The organism is Mucilaginibacter sp. KACC 22063, from assembly GCF_028736115.1.
GTDB lineage: Bacteria > Bacteroidota > Bacteroidia > Sphingobacteriales > Sphingobacteriaceae > Mucilaginibacter.
Genome location: NZ_CP117877.1, coordinates 3,909,106 through 3,926,477, shown reverse-complemented (window position 1 = coordinate 3,926,477; position 17,372 = coordinate 3,909,106). Strand labels below are relative to the sequence as shown.

Annotated in this window: 15 protein-coding genes and 1 tRNA gene; 12 read left to right on the top strand and 4 right to left on the bottom strand. The window is 40.9% G+C overall.

The window, feature by feature from the left end:
- Positions 1-183 precede the first annotated feature (183 nt).
- The 7 genes from PQ461_RS16975 (at position 184) to PQ461_RS16945 (ending at position 10,939) form a co-directional block, all read left to right on the top strand.
- Positions 184-1,473, top strand: coding sequence for a DASH family cryptochrome (locus tag PQ461_RS16975; protein WP_274206728.1), 1,290 nt, complete (start codon positions 184-186; stop codon positions 1,471-1,473).
- A 490-nt stretch (positions 1,474-1,963) separates the two neighbouring features.
- Entirely contained in the window at positions 1,964-3,502 is a 1,539-nt protein-coding gene (locus tag PQ461_RS16970) for a cryptochrome/photolyase family protein (RefSeq protein WP_274206727.1), read from the top strand.
- A 147-nt stretch (positions 3,503-3,649) separates the two neighbouring features.
- Positions 3,650-6,457, top strand: coding sequence for a 2-oxoglutarate dehydrogenase E1 component (locus PQ461_RS16965; protein ID WP_274206726.1), 2,808 nt, complete (start codon positions 3,650-3,652; stop codon positions 6,455-6,457).
- A gap of 104 nt (positions 6,458-6,561) precedes the next feature.
- Complete coding sequence (gene odhB, locus PQ461_RS16960; protein WP_274206725.1) at positions 6,562-8,127, top strand: 2-oxoglutarate dehydrogenase complex dihydrolipoyllysine-residue succinyltransferase; 1,566 nt, start codon at positions 6,562-6,564, stop codon at positions 8,125-8,127.
- Between the two features lie 299 nt (positions 8,128-8,426).
- Positions 8,427-9,200: a 5'/3'-nucleotidase SurE gene (gene surE, locus PQ461_RS16955; protein WP_274206724.1), complete on the top strand. Its 774-nt coding sequence runs from the start codon at positions 8,427-8,429 to the stop codon at positions 9,198-9,200.
- Positions 9,201-9,202: 2 nt separating this feature from the next.
- Positions 9,203-10,675, top strand: a complete 1,473-nt coding sequence (locus PQ461_RS16950) for a carboxylesterase/lipase family protein (RefSeq protein WP_274206723.1) — start codon at positions 9,203-9,205, stop codon at positions 10,673-10,675.
- Between the two features lie 6 nt (positions 10,676-10,681).
- Positions 10,682-10,939 carry a hypothetical protein gene (locus PQ461_RS16945; RefSeq protein ID WP_274206722.1) on the top strand — a complete coding sequence of 86 codons (258 nt, stop codon included), beginning with the start codon at positions 10,682-10,684 and terminating at the stop codon, positions 10,937-10,939.
- On the opposite strand, the gene PQ461_RS16940 is transcribed toward PQ461_RS16945, so the two are convergent.
- Positions 10,936-11,493: a 5' nucleotidase, NT5C type gene (locus tag PQ461_RS16940; protein ID WP_274206721.1), complete on the bottom strand. Its 558-nt coding sequence runs from the start codon at positions 11,491-11,493 to the stop codon at positions 10,936-10,938. The two genes, PQ461_RS16945 and PQ461_RS16940, sit on opposite strands and share 4 nt — an antisense overlap.
- 93 nt (positions 11,494-11,586) lie before the next feature.
- Between PQ461_RS16940 and PQ461_RS16935 the strand changes: the two genes are divergently transcribed.
- Together PQ461_RS16935 and lpxB are read left to right on the top strand one after the other, a co-directional pair.
- Entirely contained in the window at positions 11,587-12,336 is a 750-nt protein-coding gene (locus PQ461_RS16935; RefSeq protein ID WP_274206720.1) for a DeoR/GlpR family DNA-binding transcription regulator, read from the top strand.
- Between the two features lies 1 nt (position 12,337).
- Positions 12,338-13,450 carry a lipid-A-disaccharide synthase gene (gene lpxB, locus PQ461_RS16930; RefSeq protein WP_274206719.1) on the top strand — a complete coding sequence of 371 codons (1,113 nt, stop codon included), beginning with the start codon at positions 12,338-12,340 and terminating at the stop codon, positions 13,448-13,450.
- An 81-nt stretch (positions 13,451-13,531) separates the two neighbouring features.
- Here the strand turns inward: lpxB and PQ461_RS16925 are convergent, their stop codons facing one another.
- From PQ461_RS16925 to PQ461_RS16915, 3 genes are all read right to left on the bottom strand, one after another.
- Complete coding sequence (locus PQ461_RS16925) at positions 13,532-13,699, bottom strand: hypothetical protein (RefSeq protein ID WP_274206718.1); 168 nt, start codon at positions 13,697-13,699, stop codon at positions 13,532-13,534.
- 30 nt (positions 13,700-13,729) lie between these two features.
- Positions 13,730-13,909 carry a hypothetical protein gene (locus tag PQ461_RS16920; RefSeq protein WP_274206717.1) on the bottom strand — a complete coding sequence of 60 codons (180 nt, stop codon included), beginning with the start codon at positions 13,907-13,909 and terminating at the stop codon, positions 13,730-13,732.
- A gap of 175 nt (positions 13,910-14,084) precedes the next feature.
- Positions 14,085-15,239: an MFS transporter gene (locus PQ461_RS16915; protein WP_274206716.1), complete on the bottom strand. Its 1,155-nt coding sequence runs from the start codon at positions 15,237-15,239 to the stop codon at positions 14,085-14,087.
- 445 nt (positions 15,240-15,684) lie between these two features.
- Between PQ461_RS16915 and PQ461_RS16910 the strand changes: the two genes are divergently transcribed.
- The 3 genes from PQ461_RS16910 (at position 15,685) to PQ461_RS16900 (ending at position 17,073) form a co-directional block, all read left to right on the top strand.
- Positions 15,685-15,758, top strand: a tRNA-Ala gene (locus PQ461_RS16910).
- Between the two features lie 278 nt (positions 15,759-16,036).
- The gene (locus tag PQ461_RS16905; protein WP_274206715.1) at positions 16,037-16,366 is read left to right on the top strand and encodes a hypothetical protein; all 330 of its coding nucleotides are present in this window, start codon (positions 16,037-16,039) and stop codon (positions 16,364-16,366) included.
- Positions 16,363-17,073 carry a hypothetical protein gene (locus tag PQ461_RS16900; protein ID WP_274206714.1) on the top strand — a complete coding sequence of 237 codons (711 nt, stop codon included), beginning with the start codon at positions 16,363-16,365 and terminating at the stop codon, positions 17,071-17,073. The genes PQ461_RS16905 and PQ461_RS16900 overlap by 4 nt, the downstream gene beginning before the upstream one ends.
- The last annotated feature ends 299 nt before the right edge of the window (positions 17,074-17,372 follow it).

The following is a 17,372-nucleotide window of genomic DNA, read 5'->3' as shown; positions in this document are numbered from 1 at the left end:
ATAAACGTAATTTATTTTACTTACGTACAGAGAATTAGCCTTGGTTTTTAAAAATCAGATTTGCAGCTATTACCGTAAATCTCTTTACCATAAATGTTGAGATGATGTAAAATATTCTTTCAATGTGTGGAAATAACACAAATTATTGCAAATTTTACAAAGTCTGGTTAGCTGATCGTATCAATGAGCAATAAAACTATCTTAGTTTGGTTTAGAAATGATTTGCGGGTAAATGATAACGAAATTTTGTTGGAAGCAACCCGTAAGGCTGACACCGTATTGCCCGTTTTTATCTTCGATCCCTATTACTTTCAGACTACTTCATCAGGTTTACCTAAAACAGGGAGTCTCCGTGGTAAATTTTTAATAGAATCTGTTCAGAATTTACGTCAAAACCTGCAGGCCTTAGGCGGCGACCTCATAGTGCGTACCGGCGACCCTGCTGAATTAATTCCACAATTGGCTGCTGAATATCATGTAAGCGAGGTTTATCATCATCGTGAAGTATCATTCGAGGAAACAGCCATATCAGAAGCGGTAGAGGCTGCTTTATGGAAGATCAAATTGAACTTAAAGCATTTTATTGGCCACACGCTATATCATAAAGAGGATCTGCCTTTCCCGATCAAAGACATTCCCGACAGCTTCGCCGTTTTTAAGAAGAAGATAGAGCGCGATAGTTCTGTAAGGCCGAGCCTTCAAACCCCTGATCATATTGCCATGCCTGAAAATGTTGAAGCAGGAGAAATACCAACTTTGCACGATTTAGGTATGGAAGAGCCTGTGATTGACAACCGCGCCAGGTTCCACTTTATTGGTGGTGAAACAGCAGGTGCACAACAGTTGCAGCAATACCTGGATGCAAGCCTTGCCGCAGTAGGAGCAAAACCAGCACGTAATGGTATGCAAACCTATGTTTCGGGCATATCGCCCTGGCTGGCCTTAGGCAGTTTGTCACTGCGTCAGGTATATTGGTCCGTAATGCAGCATTTTCAGCATCATAACCACCCGCTGGTACTTGAGTTACTTTGGCGCGATTATTTTCGCTTTATGTTTAAAAAGCATGGCAGCAGCAAGTTTTTTAAAGCCGAGGGCTTCAAAAAGGAAGCGCCTGAAACAACTGCAATGCAGCAGGAAAGTTTTGAGAATTGGAAAAATGGCACCACAGGTAACAGCACCATTGATGCAGCCATGAACGAGCTTAAGCATACAGGTTTTGTAAATAATTACACTCGTCAGGCTTTGGCATCGTACCTGATCAAAGACCTGAAAGTCGACTGGACATTAGGCGCACAATATTTTGAAAGTGTATTGATCGATTATTCGCCGGCAAGCAACTGGGGCAACTGGGCTTTTATAGCCGGTGTAGGCAGCGACCCACGCGAAAACAAATACTTCGACACCTCAAAATCAGCCGAAGCAAAAGACGAATACCTATCCTTGTGGTTGTCTGAGGCGAAAGACGTGGCTTAGTTTTTTTTCTTTCTTTACCCCTTATTTATGTTTTGGACTATATCACTTGCAGTAGTGTTCCCCTTAAAAGGGGGAAGGCAACGTCAGTGCTATGGCATTTGCTTCGATAAGGGGTAAGCTTATAAAACTGCATAATCACATCGTATAAAATTTGTCATATCGAACGAAGTGAGATATCTGTTATATTACTTCAAAATTTTCTTTACCCCTTATTTATGTTTTGGACTATATCACTGACGTAGTGTTCCCCTTAAAAGGGGAAGGCAGAGGTAGTGATATGGCATTTGCCTTAATAAGGGGTATATAAAGTAAACCTCAACTATGTTTGAACAACATTTTCAATCGCCGTCTTATTTTAAGGTGAAAGCAACGTCAGTAACGTCAGTGCTTAAGTAGTTGCTTTAATAAGGGTTAATTTCTCCTACACCAAACAGCTCTAAAACTTTCTGTGTGTTAAGCAACCTCTTTTGGGGTTTGTTGTTGGTACTGTATGTCCAAAACTTTACGGTTAATACTTGGCGACCAGCTCAACACTCAGCACAGTTGGTTCAGCAAGAAAGATGATGATACCTGTTATGTGCTGATGGAGGTTATGCAGGAGCAAGAGTACCTGTTGCACCACCATGTTCAAAAGATACTGGCCTTTTTTGCTGCTATGCGCAACTTCGCTCACCAACTTAAACAGGCTGGCCATAAAGTGATATATATTAAGCTGGATGATAAAGACAATCAGCAGCACTTCGATAAAAACATTAATCTCCTTATCAAAGAGCATCAGATCACCCGGTTTGAATACCAATTGCCTGATGAGTACCGGCTTGACGAACAATTGAAAGCCTTTTGTAACAAGCTTAAAATAGATTGGGGCGTTGCGGATACAGAACATTTTCTGACGGCCCGTAATGACATCCGCGACTTTTTTGGAAACAGGAAAAGTTACCTGATGGAAAGCTTTTATCGCCACATGCGTAACAAGCTTGGTATTTTAATGGATGGTGATGGACCGCTCAATGGTAAATGGAACTTTGACCATGACAACCGTAAACGCTATGACGGTAAAGTACCCTTAAAGCAGCCGCTCATATTCAGCCATGATGTAACGGAGCTGAAAACCATGATCGACAAAATGGGTGTAAGATATTTTGGCAGGGTAGAAGCAGGCAATTTAGGCTGGCCCTTGTCACGAAAGGAAGCTTTAGAACTGCTCACATACTTTTGCGAAGAATTGCTGCCTAACTTTGGCACTTATGAAGATGCCATGTTGCAGGATCATATCAGTCTGTTCCATTCGCGTATGTCATTCGCGCAGAATGTTAAAATGGTTTCCCCTGCCGAGATTGTAGATGCAGTATTAAAAGCGTGGAATAAAAATAAAACAACGATTAGCCTTGCACAGGTAGAAGGGTACATCAGGCAGATCATTGGCTGGCGCGAATTTATGCGGGGCGTTTACTGGGCCAAGATGCCTGAGTATGCGGAGAAAAATTTCTTCAATCATAAAAATCAATTACCTAAATGGTATTGGGACGGCGAAACCAAAATGAACTGTCTCAATAAGTGTATTAACCAGTCGCTTGACAATGCCTGGGCACACCACATCCAAAGACTAATGGTAATTGGCAATTTTGCGTTGCTGATCGGCGCCGACCCCGATGAGGTTGACCAATGGTACCTGGGTATATACATTGATGCTATACAATGGGTAGAGATTACTAACACCCGCGGCATGAGCCAGTTTGCCGATGGGGGTATCATCGGGTCGAAACCATATGTGGCATCGGCAGCTTACATCAATAAAATGAGCGACTACTGTAAGCATTGCCATTACGATTATAAAAAGAAACATGGCGAAAAAGCCTGTCCATACAATAGCCTTTACTGGAATTTCTTCGACCGTAACCGCAAGCAACTGGAAAATAACCCGCGTATTTCTATGATGTACCGGATGCTGGAAAAATTCAATAAGCAGGAACTGGAAGCAACTTTAAAACAAGCAGAGCAATACCTGGCTGATCTGGATAAGTTATAGCATTGCTACAACTAAAGGATTTAAAGCAAAGCAGATGTGGGTAACTTATTCTGAAAAACAATATATTACCTGATTATGAATTTATTTTAAACGGAAATCTAACTGAATTGTCTTAGTTTTGTACCGTTTTACAGATTGGTTTACAAGATGGATCGTTTTACTTACCTAAATAACGAGAACAGCGCCTATATCGACTCATTATATGAAGCTTACCAGCAGGATGCTGCTTCGGTAGATTATGGTTGGCAGAAATTTTTTGAAGGTTTTGACTTTGGTAAAGGAGCAGGTGAAACTGCGCCTTCTACAGGCGGTGGCGCTACCCCTGAGCATGTACTGAAGGAAATCAACGTGCTTAATTTGATTGACGGCTATCGTGGCCGCGGTCACCTTTTTGCCGATACTAACCCTGTGCGCGAGCGCAGGCACCACAGCCCAACACTTGACCTGGAGAATTTTGGTTTAAGCAATGCTGACCTTGATACAGTTTTTAATGCAGGGGTGGAGATCGGTTTAGGAAAAGCTACCCTTCGCGACATTGTTAAAATGCTGAAGGAAACTTATTGCGGCACTATCGGTGCAGAGTATAAGTACATCCGCAACCCAATAAAAGTGAAGTGGTTTGAGGAGCGGATGGAGAAAACCCGCAATCAGCCATCATTCTCTGTCGAGGAAAAGAAACGCATCCTTAACAAGCTAAACGAAGCTGTTGTATTTGAGAGCTTTTTAGGTACTAAGTTTTTAGGCCAAAAACGTTTCTCATTAGAAGGCGCCGAAGCTTTGATCCCTGCACTTGATTCAGTAATTGAAAAAGGAGCAGAGTTAGGCATCGAAGAGTTTACCATTGGTATGGCGCATCGTGGCCGCTTAAACGTGCTGGCCAATATTATGGGCAAAACCTACAAAGAGATATTCTCTGAGTTTGAAGGTAAGAACTATGATAACGAAACCCCGTTCGGTGGCGACGTGAAATATCATTTAGGATATTCATACGATAAGGCAACCTCAAACGGTAAGTCTGTTCACTTAAGTTTATGCCCTAACCCTTCGCACCTTGAGGCAGTTGACCCGGTTGTTGAAGGACAAACCCGTTCTAAAATTGATTTTAAATACGGTGGCGATAATAGCCGTATTGCTCCTATATTGATCCACGGCGATGCTTCTGTAGCAGGCCAGGGTATTGTTTACGAGGTTTTACAAATGGAAAACCTGGAAGGTTATGGCACAGGTGGTACTGTTCACCTGGTTATTAATAACCAGATTGGTTTTACCACTAACTATAAAGATGCGCGTTCAAGTGTATACTGTACAGACGTTGCTAAAACCGTGCTTTCGCCGGTGTTTCACGTAAATGGTGATGATGCTGAAGCTTTGGCTTACACCATTAACATGGCAATGGAGTATCGCCAGCAGTTTAAAGAAGATGTTTTCATCGACATCTTATGCTACAGGCGCTATGGCCACAACGAAAGTGACGAGCCTAAATTCACCCAGCCTGTATTGTATAAAGCTATTGAAGGCCACCCTAACCCACGAGAGATCTATAATCAAAAGTTGCTTTCTCAGGGTAGTGTAGATGCCAATATGGCTAAGGAAATGGAAAAGAAATTCCGTGACCTGCTACAGGAAAAATTAAACGAAAGTAAATCTGAAGAGCGCTTTACCGAAAGTAAACCAATGTTTACCGGCGCATGGGAAGGTTTACACATTGCCACTGAAAAAGAAACTGTTGCACCTGCCGATACATCGGTAAGTGCAGATAAATTATTAGAGATTGGTAAAACATTAACCACTTTGCCGGCTGGAAAACAGTACTTCAAAAAAATTGAAAAACTGTTTGAAGACCGTTCTAAAATGGTTAACGATACCAAAGTGTTTGACTGGGCAATGGGCGAGCTGATGGCTTATGGTTCATTGTTAACCGAAGGGCACCCGGTACGTTTAAGCGGCGAAGACGTTAAACGTGGTACCTTCTCTCACCGTCACGCGGTAATTACATTACCTGATACTGATGAAGAGTACATGCCGCTTGCAGCCTTAAATACTGAGGCTAAAATGAGCATCTATAACTCATTATTGTCAGAATATGGCGTTTTAGGTTTCGAATATGGTTATGCTTTGGCTAACCCGCATGCCTTAACCATTTGGGAAGCGCAGTTTGGCGACTTCTTTAACGGTGCGCAAATTATTGTAGACCAGTATGTGGTTAGTTCTGAAACCAAATGGCAGCGCGGTAACGGTTTGGTAATGCTATTGCCTCACGGTTACGAAGGCCAGGGGCCGGAGCACTCATCAGCACGTATCGAGCGTTTCTTGGAAATGAGTGCCGATAATAACATTCAGGTTGTTAACTGTACTACTCCGGCAAACTTCTTCCACGTGTTACGCCGCCAGTTGCACCGCGATTTCCGTAAACCGTTGATCGTATTTACACCTAAGAGTTTGCTGCGCCATCCGGCTTGCGTGTCTCCGTTGCAGGATTTCACCAGTGGTCAGTTTAAAGAACTGATTGATGACAGCTTTGTTGATGCTAAAAAGGTAACACGCGTGCTGTTATGTTCTGGTAAGATCTATTATGATCTGTTAGAGAAACAACAGGCTGATAAACGTAAAGACGTTGCCATTGTACGCATTGAACAGCTTTACCCAACTCCTGTTGATGCCATGGTGAAACTGAAAACGCAGTATCCTAAAGCAACAGAATTTATCTGGGTACAGGAAGAGCCTGAAAATATGGGCGCATGGCCTTACTTATGCCGCAAATTCCGTAAGAGCGAATTGCAGCTTGAGGTGATTTCTCGCAGAGAAAGTGCAAGTACGGCTACCGGTTACGCTAAACAGCACAACTCGCAGCAATTGTACATTGTTGGTAAAGCTTTTGAAGCTCCGGCTGGCGAGGCTGTTAAAGAAGCAGTTAAAAAGACCACCAAAAAAATGGCTGAACAAGGCGCTGACTAAGCAGTTAGTGAGTGGTGAATGGTGAGTTGTGATTAATTGTCAAATTTGCCATTCTTCACTCATTAACTCACTAATTCACAATTCATAACTATTTAAATATTAACATGAGTTTAGAAATAAAAGTTCCGCCGGTAGGCGAATCAATTACCGAAGTTACTTTGTCGCGCTGGATTAAAAAAAGCGGCGATACAGTGGAGATGGATGAAGTGATTGCCGAGTTAGAATCAGATAAAGCAACATTTGAGCTGACTGCCGAAAAAGCAGGGACTTTAAATACTATAGCCAACGAAGGCGATACTTTAGCTATCGGTGCTGTAGTTGCAAATATTGAAGAAGGTGGTGCCTCAGCTAATGCTGCACCTGCCGCACAGGAAGATAAAGCGCCTGCTGCTGCAACCCCTGCTCCGGCTGCTGCACCTGCAGAAGCAAAAAGCACTGTAGAAATAAAAGTTCCGGCTGTAGGTGAATCTATCACAGAAGTAACCCTTTCACGCTGGATTAAAAAAGATGGCGACGAAGTAGCAATGGACGAAGCCATTGCAGAACTGGAATCAGATAAAGCAACATTCGAGCTGACAGCCGAAAAGCCAGGTGTTTTAAAAACTATCGCTAAAGAAGGCGACGTTTTAGAAATTGGTGCTGTGGTTTGCCAGATCGAAGTTGGTGGTGCATCTGCTCCGGCAACTCCGGGCAGTGTCAGTACCCCGGCATTAGAAAATGCTGTTCCGCCATCACCTGAAACCATGAAACAAGGTGGCTATGCAGCTGGTACACCATCACCTGCTGCCGGTAAAATATTGGCAGAAAAAGGTGTTGATCCGCAATCTGTATCTGGTACAGGTGTGGGGGGGCGTATCACTAAAGAGGATGCACAAAATGCACAGGCTGGCGCGCCTAAAGCTGCTGCCCTTGCTGCAAAACCTGCCTCTGCACCAACTGCTCAGGCGGCTCCGTCGCAGCCATCGGGTGCCCGCGACGAACGCCGCGAGAAGATGACGCCGTTGCGTAAAACTATTGCTAAACGTTTAGTGGCAGTTAAAAATGAAACAGCGATGTTGACCACCTTTAACGAGGTTGATATGTCGCCGATTATGGAACTGCGTGCTAAATACAAAGATAAATTTAAAGAGAAACATGGCGTAGGCTTAGGCTTCATGTCGTTCTTTACCAAAGCAGTTTGCGAAGCATTAAGAGAGTGGCCTGCTGTAGGCGCACGTATCGAAGGCGAAGAAGTGGTATACAGCAACTTTGCTGATATCTCTATTGCTGTATCTGCACCGAAAGGATTGGTTGTTCCGGTTATCCGTAATGCTGAGCAATTAAGCCTTGCCGGTATCGAGAAAGCAGTTGCCGGACTTGCTGCCAAAGCACGCGAAAATAAACTGACCATCGAAGAAATGACCGGCGGTAACTTTACCATCACAAACGGTGGTGTATTTGGCTCAATGATGTCAACCCCGATCATTAATTCTCCGCAGTCTGCTATTTTAGGTATGCACAATATTGTAGAGCGCCCTGTGGCAGTAAACGGCCAGGTGGTTATCCGCCCGATGATGTACCTGGCGTTATCATATGATCACCGTATCATTGACGGCCGCGAATCGGTAAGCTTCCTGGTACGCGTTAAACAACTGCTGGAAGACCCTGCAAGATTGCTGTTAGGCGTGTAATCAGAATTACAAAATTCAAAAAATATAGAATGATGCCCTTCGAGAAATCGAAGGGCTTTTTTATTGGGTCTGAATTTGTTGGAAAGCCGAATTTTACACACCCCTTATTTAAGTTTTTGCTTGTTTCTCTATTCAGCGTTTTCCCTCTTGAGAGGGGAAGGCACAGCCACTGCTTGTTTTGGAAATGTTGATAAGGGGGTGTTTCATACATCAGAAAGCTATTGCCCAAATCTGAAACTTAGATTAAGGGTGCTTATATAAGGCAGATAACGCATTATAATTCCCTAACTTAGCAGTCTATGAAAAAGAATAAACCTACTATACTGGTAGTTAACGATGATGGGATCACTGCGCCGGGCATTAAAGCACTGATGGAAACCATGGCAGAGATTGGCCATGTAGTGGTTGTAGCGCCTGATAGTCCGCAGTCGGGTATGGGGCATGCCATAACCATTGGCAAACCGCTTCGTTTGGATAAGGTAGAAATTTACGATGGTTTTGAGACTTACCGTTGTTCGGGCACACCTGTAGATTGTGTGAAACTGGCGGTTAATATCGTTTTCAAAGGTAAAAAGCCTGATCTGTGTGTGTCAGGTATCAATCACGGTCTTAACAATTCTATCAACGTATTATATTCTGGAACTATGTCGGCAGCGGTTGAGGGGGCGATAGAAAGTATTCCGTCAATCGGTTATTCATTAGATGATTTTACCCTGCAGGCAAATTTTAAGCCCACGCTTAAATACGTGAAGCAAATTGCTTTGCAGGTATTAGAAAATGGATTGCCCCCTGCGACCTTACTCAATGTAAACTTCCCGAATGCAGGCGATATTAAAGGTATTAAAGTATGCCGCCAGGCCAGGGCTAAATGGGCAGAAGAATTTGACGAGCGCATGGACCCGCATAAGCGCCCTTATTATTGGCTTACTGGTGTGTTTCAGTTGAACGATCAGGGCGAAGACACCGACGTTTGGGCATTAGATCATCATTATGTATCTGTTGTTCCTGTGCAATTCGATATGACTGCACACCATGCCATCCCTGTATTAAACAGCTGGAAATTTAACGCCTGATCATGAAAAAAGTCCTAAGTGTCTTATTCGTTCTGTCTATAACAATTAGTGCATTTGCACAAACTGTTGTGAAAACTTCGGCTGGTTATATAAAGGGTATTACCGAAGATCAGGCTGTAGTTTTTAAAGGCATACCTTATGCAAAACCGCCCATTGACGCTTTAAGGTTTAAAGCCCCGCAGCCTGTAGATAAATGGAAAGACACTTTGTTATGTGATAGATTCGGCAGTTCCGCAGCGCAGTATTCAGGCAATACAAAAGGCTTACAGGGCGATGAAAATTCACTGTTCCTGAATGTATACACACCTTTGCAGAAACCAGCGCATAAAATGCCTGTGGTAGTATGGGTACATGGTGGCGGAATGACAGGCGGCAATGGTGCAACCATGAACGGCCATGCCTTTGCCGACAGGGATAGCATTATTACCGTGACGATCAATTACCGTTTAGGTGTTTTCGGATTTTTATACCTGGGCGATATCGATAAAGCCTATCAAACTTCGGGCAATAATGGGATGCTGGATATGCTGATGGCGCTGAAATGGGTAAAGCAAAATATTAAGTCTTTCGGTGGCGATGCGGATAATGTAACTGTAATGGGCGAATCGGCAGGGGCAAAGCTGGTGAGTACTTTGCTTACCTCAGATAAATCTAAAGGGTTATACAAGCAGCTGGTTTTAGAAAGTGGCGGTGTACAATGCATTCGTGATACTACCACTGCGAAAGCAATAAGGCAGCGTTTACTCAAAGAACTAAACCTGCAAAAACCGACAGACGTTTTGAATTTATCAACTGCTCAGTTAATTGAAGCGCAAAATAAAGTACTTAACGGTGCTGCCGGTACAAACTATTTTGGGCCGGTGCAGGATGGTGCAATTATTAAGGATGACCCTTACCACTATATGGAAACGCACAACTTTAAGGATAAACGATTCCTGATCGGTAGTAATAAACGCGAAAGTGTGTTGTTCATGAATGGGGATAAACGGCTTTATCATCCGGATAGTACGGTACTTAAAGATTGGTACGGCAATAATTATACGTTTGTACTTAATGCTTACAACAAGTATGCAAATGCTATAGAGCCAGATTCTGCCGCGGTTTTTATCCTTACTCAGTACATGTATCAAATGCATCAGTACCGCATGGCTAATGTCTTAACAAAAGGAAATAACAACGTATGGATGTACCGCTTTGATTATAGTAAGGATGGAAAGGGAGCAGTACATGCCGATGAGCTGGCTTACGTTTGGTATGTGCCGGGTAAACATAACAATGGTTTTAATGAACAGTTGGCAGAGCAAGTACATGCCTATTGGGTAAGTTATATAAAAGGAAGACAGCCTGCACCAAATTGGGAGCAGTATCAACCAGGCAATAAGGTAATGATCTTTAATAATGTATCGGGACAGGAAAGCCTGAAAGATATTTATAATGATCCGCAATATCCTGCAGCGGGTTTTGTGTTAAATTAGCGGTAAATGAATAGGAATAACTTTTATCTGGGGCTTGGTATTGGTGCGGTGTTGCCCTCAATAACCTGGATTGTGTTTAACTACGTGGCTAAAGATATGGTGATCATGAATAAGCCGGCCGTTCCTTATTTAATTGCTATCGCTATAAATTTAATTCTTGTACGCGTTTTTCACCGCAAACAGGCTGATCAAACCAGTCGCGGCATTATCGTAATCACCTTTGCTTTTATGATATTGGTCTTTCTTACAAGAATCAGGCTTTAAGCTTCGGTTGTAGGTACGGCTTCCAGTTTAGCAATGGCCCTAAGTGCTTCTTCCCAGTTATTGACGCGTTGGTGATGGGTAATACCCACATTGTGTGCCGCATGGAACAGTAATGTTTTGCCCTTAAATACATCTAAGTTTTTGCAATGGTCATCTATCAGGTAGTCGGCATCAATAATGCTTTTGCTTCCGCAGAATACAATGTTTTTCCATGAGATAAACGGAAAGTGTTCTTCAAGCCATTCTTTCTTTTCTATCAGTGAATTCGGGAACTCCATTGCGGCCGATACCACGTACACCTCATAATTATTCATCAATTGCTTTACAGCCGCTATGGCACCGGGCATTACAGGTATGGTCCTGAAAAACGCCGGTGTAAAAACCATTTTTCTGATCGCATCTTTTTCAGGGAAAAAATCCTCTTCTTTCTTACCAAATAAACTTTCATACGGAATGCGAACACCGTAATCACGCTCATACCAAATTACAAACTGCCTTTCTGTGTCGGCAAGTACGCTATCCATGTCGATAGCTATTATTTTCTTTTGTTTCATATTGCAAAATTATGCAATAAATGTAAATAATTGCAATATATTGCAATTTAAGTTTGCGTTATTTTGCAATTAAATTTTTGTTTACTTTTGAATATGCTTAAAGCAGAACGCCAGAATATCATTCTTGAACAGGTAGAAAAAAATAACAGGGTAGTGCTTGATGAACTGAGTACTTTGCTAAAAGTATCTACTGACACTGTTAGGCGCGATATTAAGGAACTTTCTGACCGTGGTATGCTGAAAGCAGTTAGAGGGGGAGCAATACATCAATCGCCTTTACCGCCTACTTTTAAGCAGCGTCAGCATATTGAAATCAAAGAAAAGCAGGTTATTGCAAATAAGCTGCTGGATATTATCAAGCCCGATCAGGTAATCTTAATTGATTCGGGTACTACAACAGTGATTGCTGCGCAAAGCTTGCCCAAAGATATCCCGCTTACGGTAGTTACCAACAGTATACCGGTAGCTTCTGTGCTGCAAGATTTTCAAAATATTAAAGTGATCTTTATCGGGGGCAGGGTCAGTCAGCGTACAGCATCAACTTACGGTTATGAAGCCATTGAAGCCATCAGGAAGATACGTGCCGATATTTGCCTGTTAGGTATTTGCAACATTGACCTGAAAGCCGGAATCACTGGCTTGGACTATGAAGATTGTGAAGTAAAAAAAGCCATGATCGAAACGTCAAGGTATATTGTTGCACTGTCTACTGCTGATAAGCTTGGTGTACTTAACCCGTTTTATATTGCAGCGGCTAACAGTATAGACCTGCTGATTACCGAAAAAGACCCAAGTTCATTTGATCTGGCTGCTTACAAAGAAGCCGGTATCTTAATCAAATAATATGAAGTATTACCTGGTAGCTGGCGAAGCGTCCGGCGATTTGCACGGCGCCAACTTAATGAAAGCCCTTAAAGGCCTTGATGAACAGGCTCAGTTCCGGTATTTCGGTGGCGACCTGATGCAGGCTGAAGGCGGTGAATTGGTGAAGCATTATGCCGATATGGCTTTTATGGGCTTTGTAGAAGTTGTAGCTAACCTGCGTACCATCTTTAAAAATCTCGCAGCCTGCAAAAAAGATATCTCTACCTGGCAGCCTGATGTTTTGATACTAATTGATTTTCCGGGCTTTAACCTTAAAATAGCCGAGTTTGCTAAAGAACAGGGCTTGCTGGTTTGCTACTATATATCACCAAAGGTATGGGCATGGAATCAAAAGCGGGTGCTGAAAATAAAGCGAATTGTTGATCACCTGTTTTGCATTTTACCTTTTGAGGTTGATTTTTATAAAGGCTGGGGAATGGATGTTGATTATGTGGGTAACCCATTGTTAGATGCGGTATCTGCCTTTAAACCCAATCCTGATTTTCTACAACAGCACCATTTAACAACCCAAAAGATAATTGCCCTTTTGCCCGGTAGCCGTAAACAGGAAATAAGCCGCTTGCTTCCTGATATGTTACAGGTGGCTAAACACTTAACTGATTATCAATTTGTAATAGCGGGTGCGCCATCGTTTAGTAAAGAATATTATAATCAATTTAACGTCGGCGACATACCGGTCATTTTTAATGCTACTTATGATTTGCTGAATGTAGCTCATGCAGCTATTGTAGCATCCGGAACGGCAACTTTAGAAACCGCATTGTTTCATGTACCGCAGGTTGTTGTATATAAGGGTAATAGTGTTACTATAGGTATAGCACGTATGCTGATCAAAATTAGGTTTATTTCCCTGGTTAACCTGATTATGGACCGCCTGGTAGTTAGGGAACTGATACAGCAGGAATGTAATCCGGATATAATGATCGTTGAATTGGGCAGATTACTTGAAGGCCCCGGCCGTGATAAAATGTTAGCCGATTACACCGAGCTTGATGTGAAAATGGGCGAGGCGGGCGCGTCTGCTAAAACTGCGCAGCTTATAGTAAACTACGCCGGGTCAGGAAAAAAATAAAGCCCGGACAAATGCCCGGGCTTTACGTTTTCATAGATTGATGTTATACGTTTTGTATAGGTAGATAGAAGATGCGGTATATTATGCTGCTGATAAACGGTTGCCGGCAGCAGTATTTGCTATTTTTTCTAAAATTTGATTCTTAGCTGTTTTCACAGCTCTTAGATCTTCCATTAACAAAGCTTTTAATTCGTTATCGAAACGAGCTACTAACTTGCTTACTTTTGAGGTTTTAGTTGAATTTTTCATAACTGTAAATCTTTTAGTCAAATTAATTTGTTAACTCTTTTTTTCTTTATCAATGTGATCTGTCTCTGTCAGATTATCATGTCTTCTTTTAGCCTCCTGATATTGACGCTCAACTTGTTCGTCGTCGCGGTGGTCAGCAGGCTTTTCAGGGTTAACCGGGTTTTCCCAAGTTTTTTCTTCGCCCTGATTTTCTTTATCTATTGCTAACATATCAGTGTTATTTGATAAGAGTTGTCCCAATACAATGCCAAAAAATGAAAATCAGGGCAAAATACCGGTAGACAAAATTTGGATCGGGTATATAAAATAGGATAGAAGCTTGTCTGCGAGTGATTTATTGACAGAAGATTTTTTTGTAAAAAGACTAATTTTTTTTGAATCCTTATTAAGCAACGCTTGCTGTAGTGTTTTGCTGCATCTTTTTACGATTAACTAAATGTACACAGAGTACGATAACAGACAGTATTGTTCCGATAGCGCACACGCCGCTCCATTGATATAACCCCCAGATCTGGCTGGCTAAAAAAGTACCCGCCGAGCCGCCGATAAAATAGGACACCATGTAAATTGTATTAATACGGTTGCGGGCTTCGGCGTTTAACGAAAATATAATTGCCTGGTTAGAGATGTGCGTAGACTGCACACCCATGTCCATGATGATCACACCTATAATAAGGCCTGCAATACTATGGCTGGAGAAATAGAAGATAATAAAGGAGATAATTACCAATAATATGGTAAAGGTAGACAGTTTAAACGCATCCATTTTATCGGTAAGCCTGCCCATGAAGCCTACAGCCAGGGCGCCGAATGCGCCTACTAATCCGAACGCACCGGCCACGTCGCTGCCTTCGTTAAACTGTGGCAGTTTAAGTAAAAATGCCAGGGTTGACCAAAACGCGCTAAAGCCTGCAAATAATAATGCACCCCTGAATGAAGCCAACCTTAACTTAGGCTCGCTCATGAATAAATGCACTAATGATTTCATCAAATGGCTGTATTTGCCTTTATAGGTAGGCTCAATTTCGGGCAGTAGCCAATAAACCAATCCCCACAAAATAAACATTACCGCAGCTGCTGCATAAAATATACTCCGCCAGCCAAAATGTGCGCCCACAAATCCGCTGATGGTACGCGACAGCAAGATACCAATGAGTAATCCGCTCATTACAAATCCGATCTTCTTACCACGCTCATGCGGGTTGGCCAGATGCGCAACCATAGGGATAAGCAACTGTGGGATTACTGATGTTAGCCCAACCAGGAAACTGGCGAAATAAAGTAAATGTATGCTTTTAGAGAGTGCTACGCCAAGTAATGAAATTATGATCAGCGCAAAATCAATGATCATTAACCGCTTGCGCTTCAGCATATCAGCAAGTGGCACTATAAACAGTAAACCGGCCGCATAACCAATCTGCGTAAACATGGAAACCTGACCTGCTTTGCTGTTGCTTACTTTAAAGTTTAACGCAATGTCGGTAAGCAGGGGCTGGTTATAATAGATATTGGCGACAACCAACCCGGTGGTAATTGTCATGAGCCATAATACAGGATTTGTTAAATGCGGTTTATTCACGGCAGCAAATTTGATGCATAGGTAGCAATAATGTTAACGATGGATTTAAATGAATTTTAAAATTTACAAACATTTAACATTATTTTTAGTTGTTAAATAAACATTTATTGATGTTATACTAATATATTTGCATCAACGTTTTGATAATTGTAACGGTTAACAGAAAAAAATAAAATATTTTTTAAAAAATATTTTGGAGTTACGAAACTTAGTGTTAATTTTACACCATCGGAAACGATTTAAAAAGTCTTCTCATAATTTAGGTTTATAATTGGTTAGTAAAGGCCTCCTGCCCATCAGGAGGCTTTACTGTTTTTAAGCCTTTTCGTATTTATTGATTTACCCGCTTAATTTTTAACAATTAGTTTTTAATTGTTGCCAATATAAATATATTTGCAACCCACACGGGGGTTTAGCTCAGCTGGCTAGAGCGCTTGCATGGCATGCAAGAGGTCATCGGTTCGAATCCGTTATCCTCCACTTACAATATCAGGCTGCTGCAAGGCAGCCTTTTTTATGCTTTATTACTGCTACATTATTTACTCACTAAAGGCGCTTGCATGTCCTGAAAGCATTTGGGAAAGAGGTCATCGGTTCGAATCCGTTATCTTTCACTACTAAGATTAGTTGTCAACTTTATTGACAATGTTTTTTAAACGCCTGAAAGAACATTCGCTTTTATACCATTAAAATATTGATTTTCTGAAATAGGTAAATAAGTAATTATTCTATATTTTTAGTTTTTCGATTAACACTTTATGTCTAATTATTTAGGTAATATTCTTAAGTCTCACAAGTTTTTATTTTATTCAAAATTAGGTGGATGTTTAATTGCTGGTAGTTCATTTGGTTTATTTATAATGAAAAATCAAATCGAATTCTATAAAGATCAAAATGCCGATCTGCAAAAAAAGTATGAGTTGATCGAAAAAACGGAACAGAAAAACTGTGAAAACGAAAAAAGTCAATTGAAAATTGATATAGAAGCATCAATGCTATTGCAGTATAGGAAATTTGACAAGAACTCTAAAGAATCTCAACTTTTTTTAGAAACAATAAATCTGCTTAACCAAAAAGGCAGCAAATGAAATATATATCGAAAGGATTATTAATCGGTTTCTTTTGCTTGTTAGCTTTTGTTATTTTATTGGGATTTGTGGCTTTAGACCGGAAGAAACAAGTAGAAGAGAAACAAGCTAATATTACTCGACTTGAGAATTTAATAAAATTGAATGATCAAATACTTAAAAATAAAGATAGCATCATTACATTAAAAGATAAGATGATTAATGCCTGCAACTCCAATGTTAAAAGTTTGATGTCAAAACCTAATCAAGCGATCACCGGTTTTATATTTGGAGATAAACATATATCAGTTGAGGAGCTGTTGAAAATTACTAATAATACACTAAAAGAGAATATAACATTAAAAAAGCAATTAGAACTTGCAAACTTTAAATTAAAAGTAATTAAAGATAAATTTGGTCTGTTTTACAAGGACACGACAGATAAAATAATTCTTGAAGATAATCCTAAATCTCTGTTAAATAAGTCAAGCACTTTAAATATTCAGATTGGTAAACTCAATAATCAAATAGACTCTTTAAAAACCGACTTGGCTATAAATAAAGCAATATTGCAGCTGATACAAAAAAACTACAATATTCCATACACCGTCAAAGGTGAAACTATTACTATTCATTACAATAAACTTGATACACTTATAGATATTTATCCATTAATAAAAAATAGAATAAGAATCAAGAATGGCAAAATTTGGCTAAATCGTTTTTAATTAAATTATGAGTGGAGCTCGTAATTACAATTACAAATTATCAGGCTGCTGTAATGCGGCCTTTTTTATGTGAGAGTAGAGAACCTTTTTTATAACAGCGACATATTTTAAAACCACTCCACACTCCTCATTATGGGGAAGCGATAGTACCATTATACCCAATAAACTAAGGTGCTTATCGCACGTCAAATAGCTGTTTGCTTGTAAATGGCTGTTAAAGCGATAAATTAATCAATAATTAAATTAAAGCAATCTGCTGGCAATGATTTTGCAAGTTGTAATGTGCAATTGTATTTTTG

Coding starts and splice junctions, on each gene's coding strand:
- PQ461_RS16975 (WP_274206728.1), top strand. CDS start 184: ATGAGCAATAAAACTATCTTAGTTTGGTTTAGAAATGATTTGCGGGTA.
- PQ461_RS16970 (WP_274206727.1), top strand. CDS start 1,964: ATGTCCAAAACTTTACGGTTAATACTTGGCGACCAGCTCAACACTCAG.
- PQ461_RS16965 (WP_274206726.1), top strand. CDS start 3,650: ATGGATCGTTTTACTTACCTAAATAACGAGAACAGCGCCTATATCGAC.
- odhB (WP_274206725.1), top strand. CDS start 6,562: ATGAGTTTAGAAATAAAAGTTCCGCCGGTAGGCGAATCAATTACCGAA.
- surE (WP_274206724.1), top strand. CDS start 8,427: ATGAAAAAGAATAAACCTACTATACTGGTAGTTAACGATGATGGGATC.
- PQ461_RS16950 (WP_274206723.1), top strand. CDS start 9,203: ATGAAAAAAGTCCTAAGTGTCTTATTCGTTCTGTCTATAACAATTAGT.
- PQ461_RS16945 (WP_274206722.1), top strand. CDS start 10,682: ATGAATAGGAATAACTTTTATCTGGGGCTTGGTATTGGTGCGGTGTTG.
- PQ461_RS16940 (WP_274206721.1), bottom strand. CDS start 11,493: ATGAAACAAAAGAAAATAATAGCTATCGACATGGATAGCGTACTTGCC.
- PQ461_RS16935 (WP_274206720.1), top strand. CDS start 11,587: ATGCTTAAAGCAGAACGCCAGAATATCATTCTTGAACAGGTAGAAAAA.
- lpxB (WP_274206719.1), top strand. CDS start 12,338: ATGAAGTATTACCTGGTAGCTGGCGAAGCGTCCGGCGATTTGCACGGC.
- PQ461_RS16925 (WP_274206718.1), bottom strand. CDS start 13,699: ATGAAAAATTCAACTAAAACCTCAAAAGTAAGCAAGTTAGTAGCTCGT.
- PQ461_RS16920 (WP_274206717.1), bottom strand. CDS start 13,909: ATGTTAGCAATAGATAAAGAAAATCAGGGCGAAGAAAAAACTTGGGAA.
- PQ461_RS16915 (WP_274206716.1), bottom strand. CDS start 15,239: ATGACAATTACCACCGGGTTGGTTGTCGCCAATATCTATTATAACCAG.
- PQ461_RS16905 (WP_274206715.1), top strand. CDS start 16,037: ATGTCTAATTATTTAGGTAATATTCTTAAGTCTCACAAGTTTTTATTT.
- PQ461_RS16900 (WP_274206714.1), top strand. CDS start 16,363: ATGAAATATATATCGAAAGGATTATTAATCGGTTTCTTTTGCTTGTTA.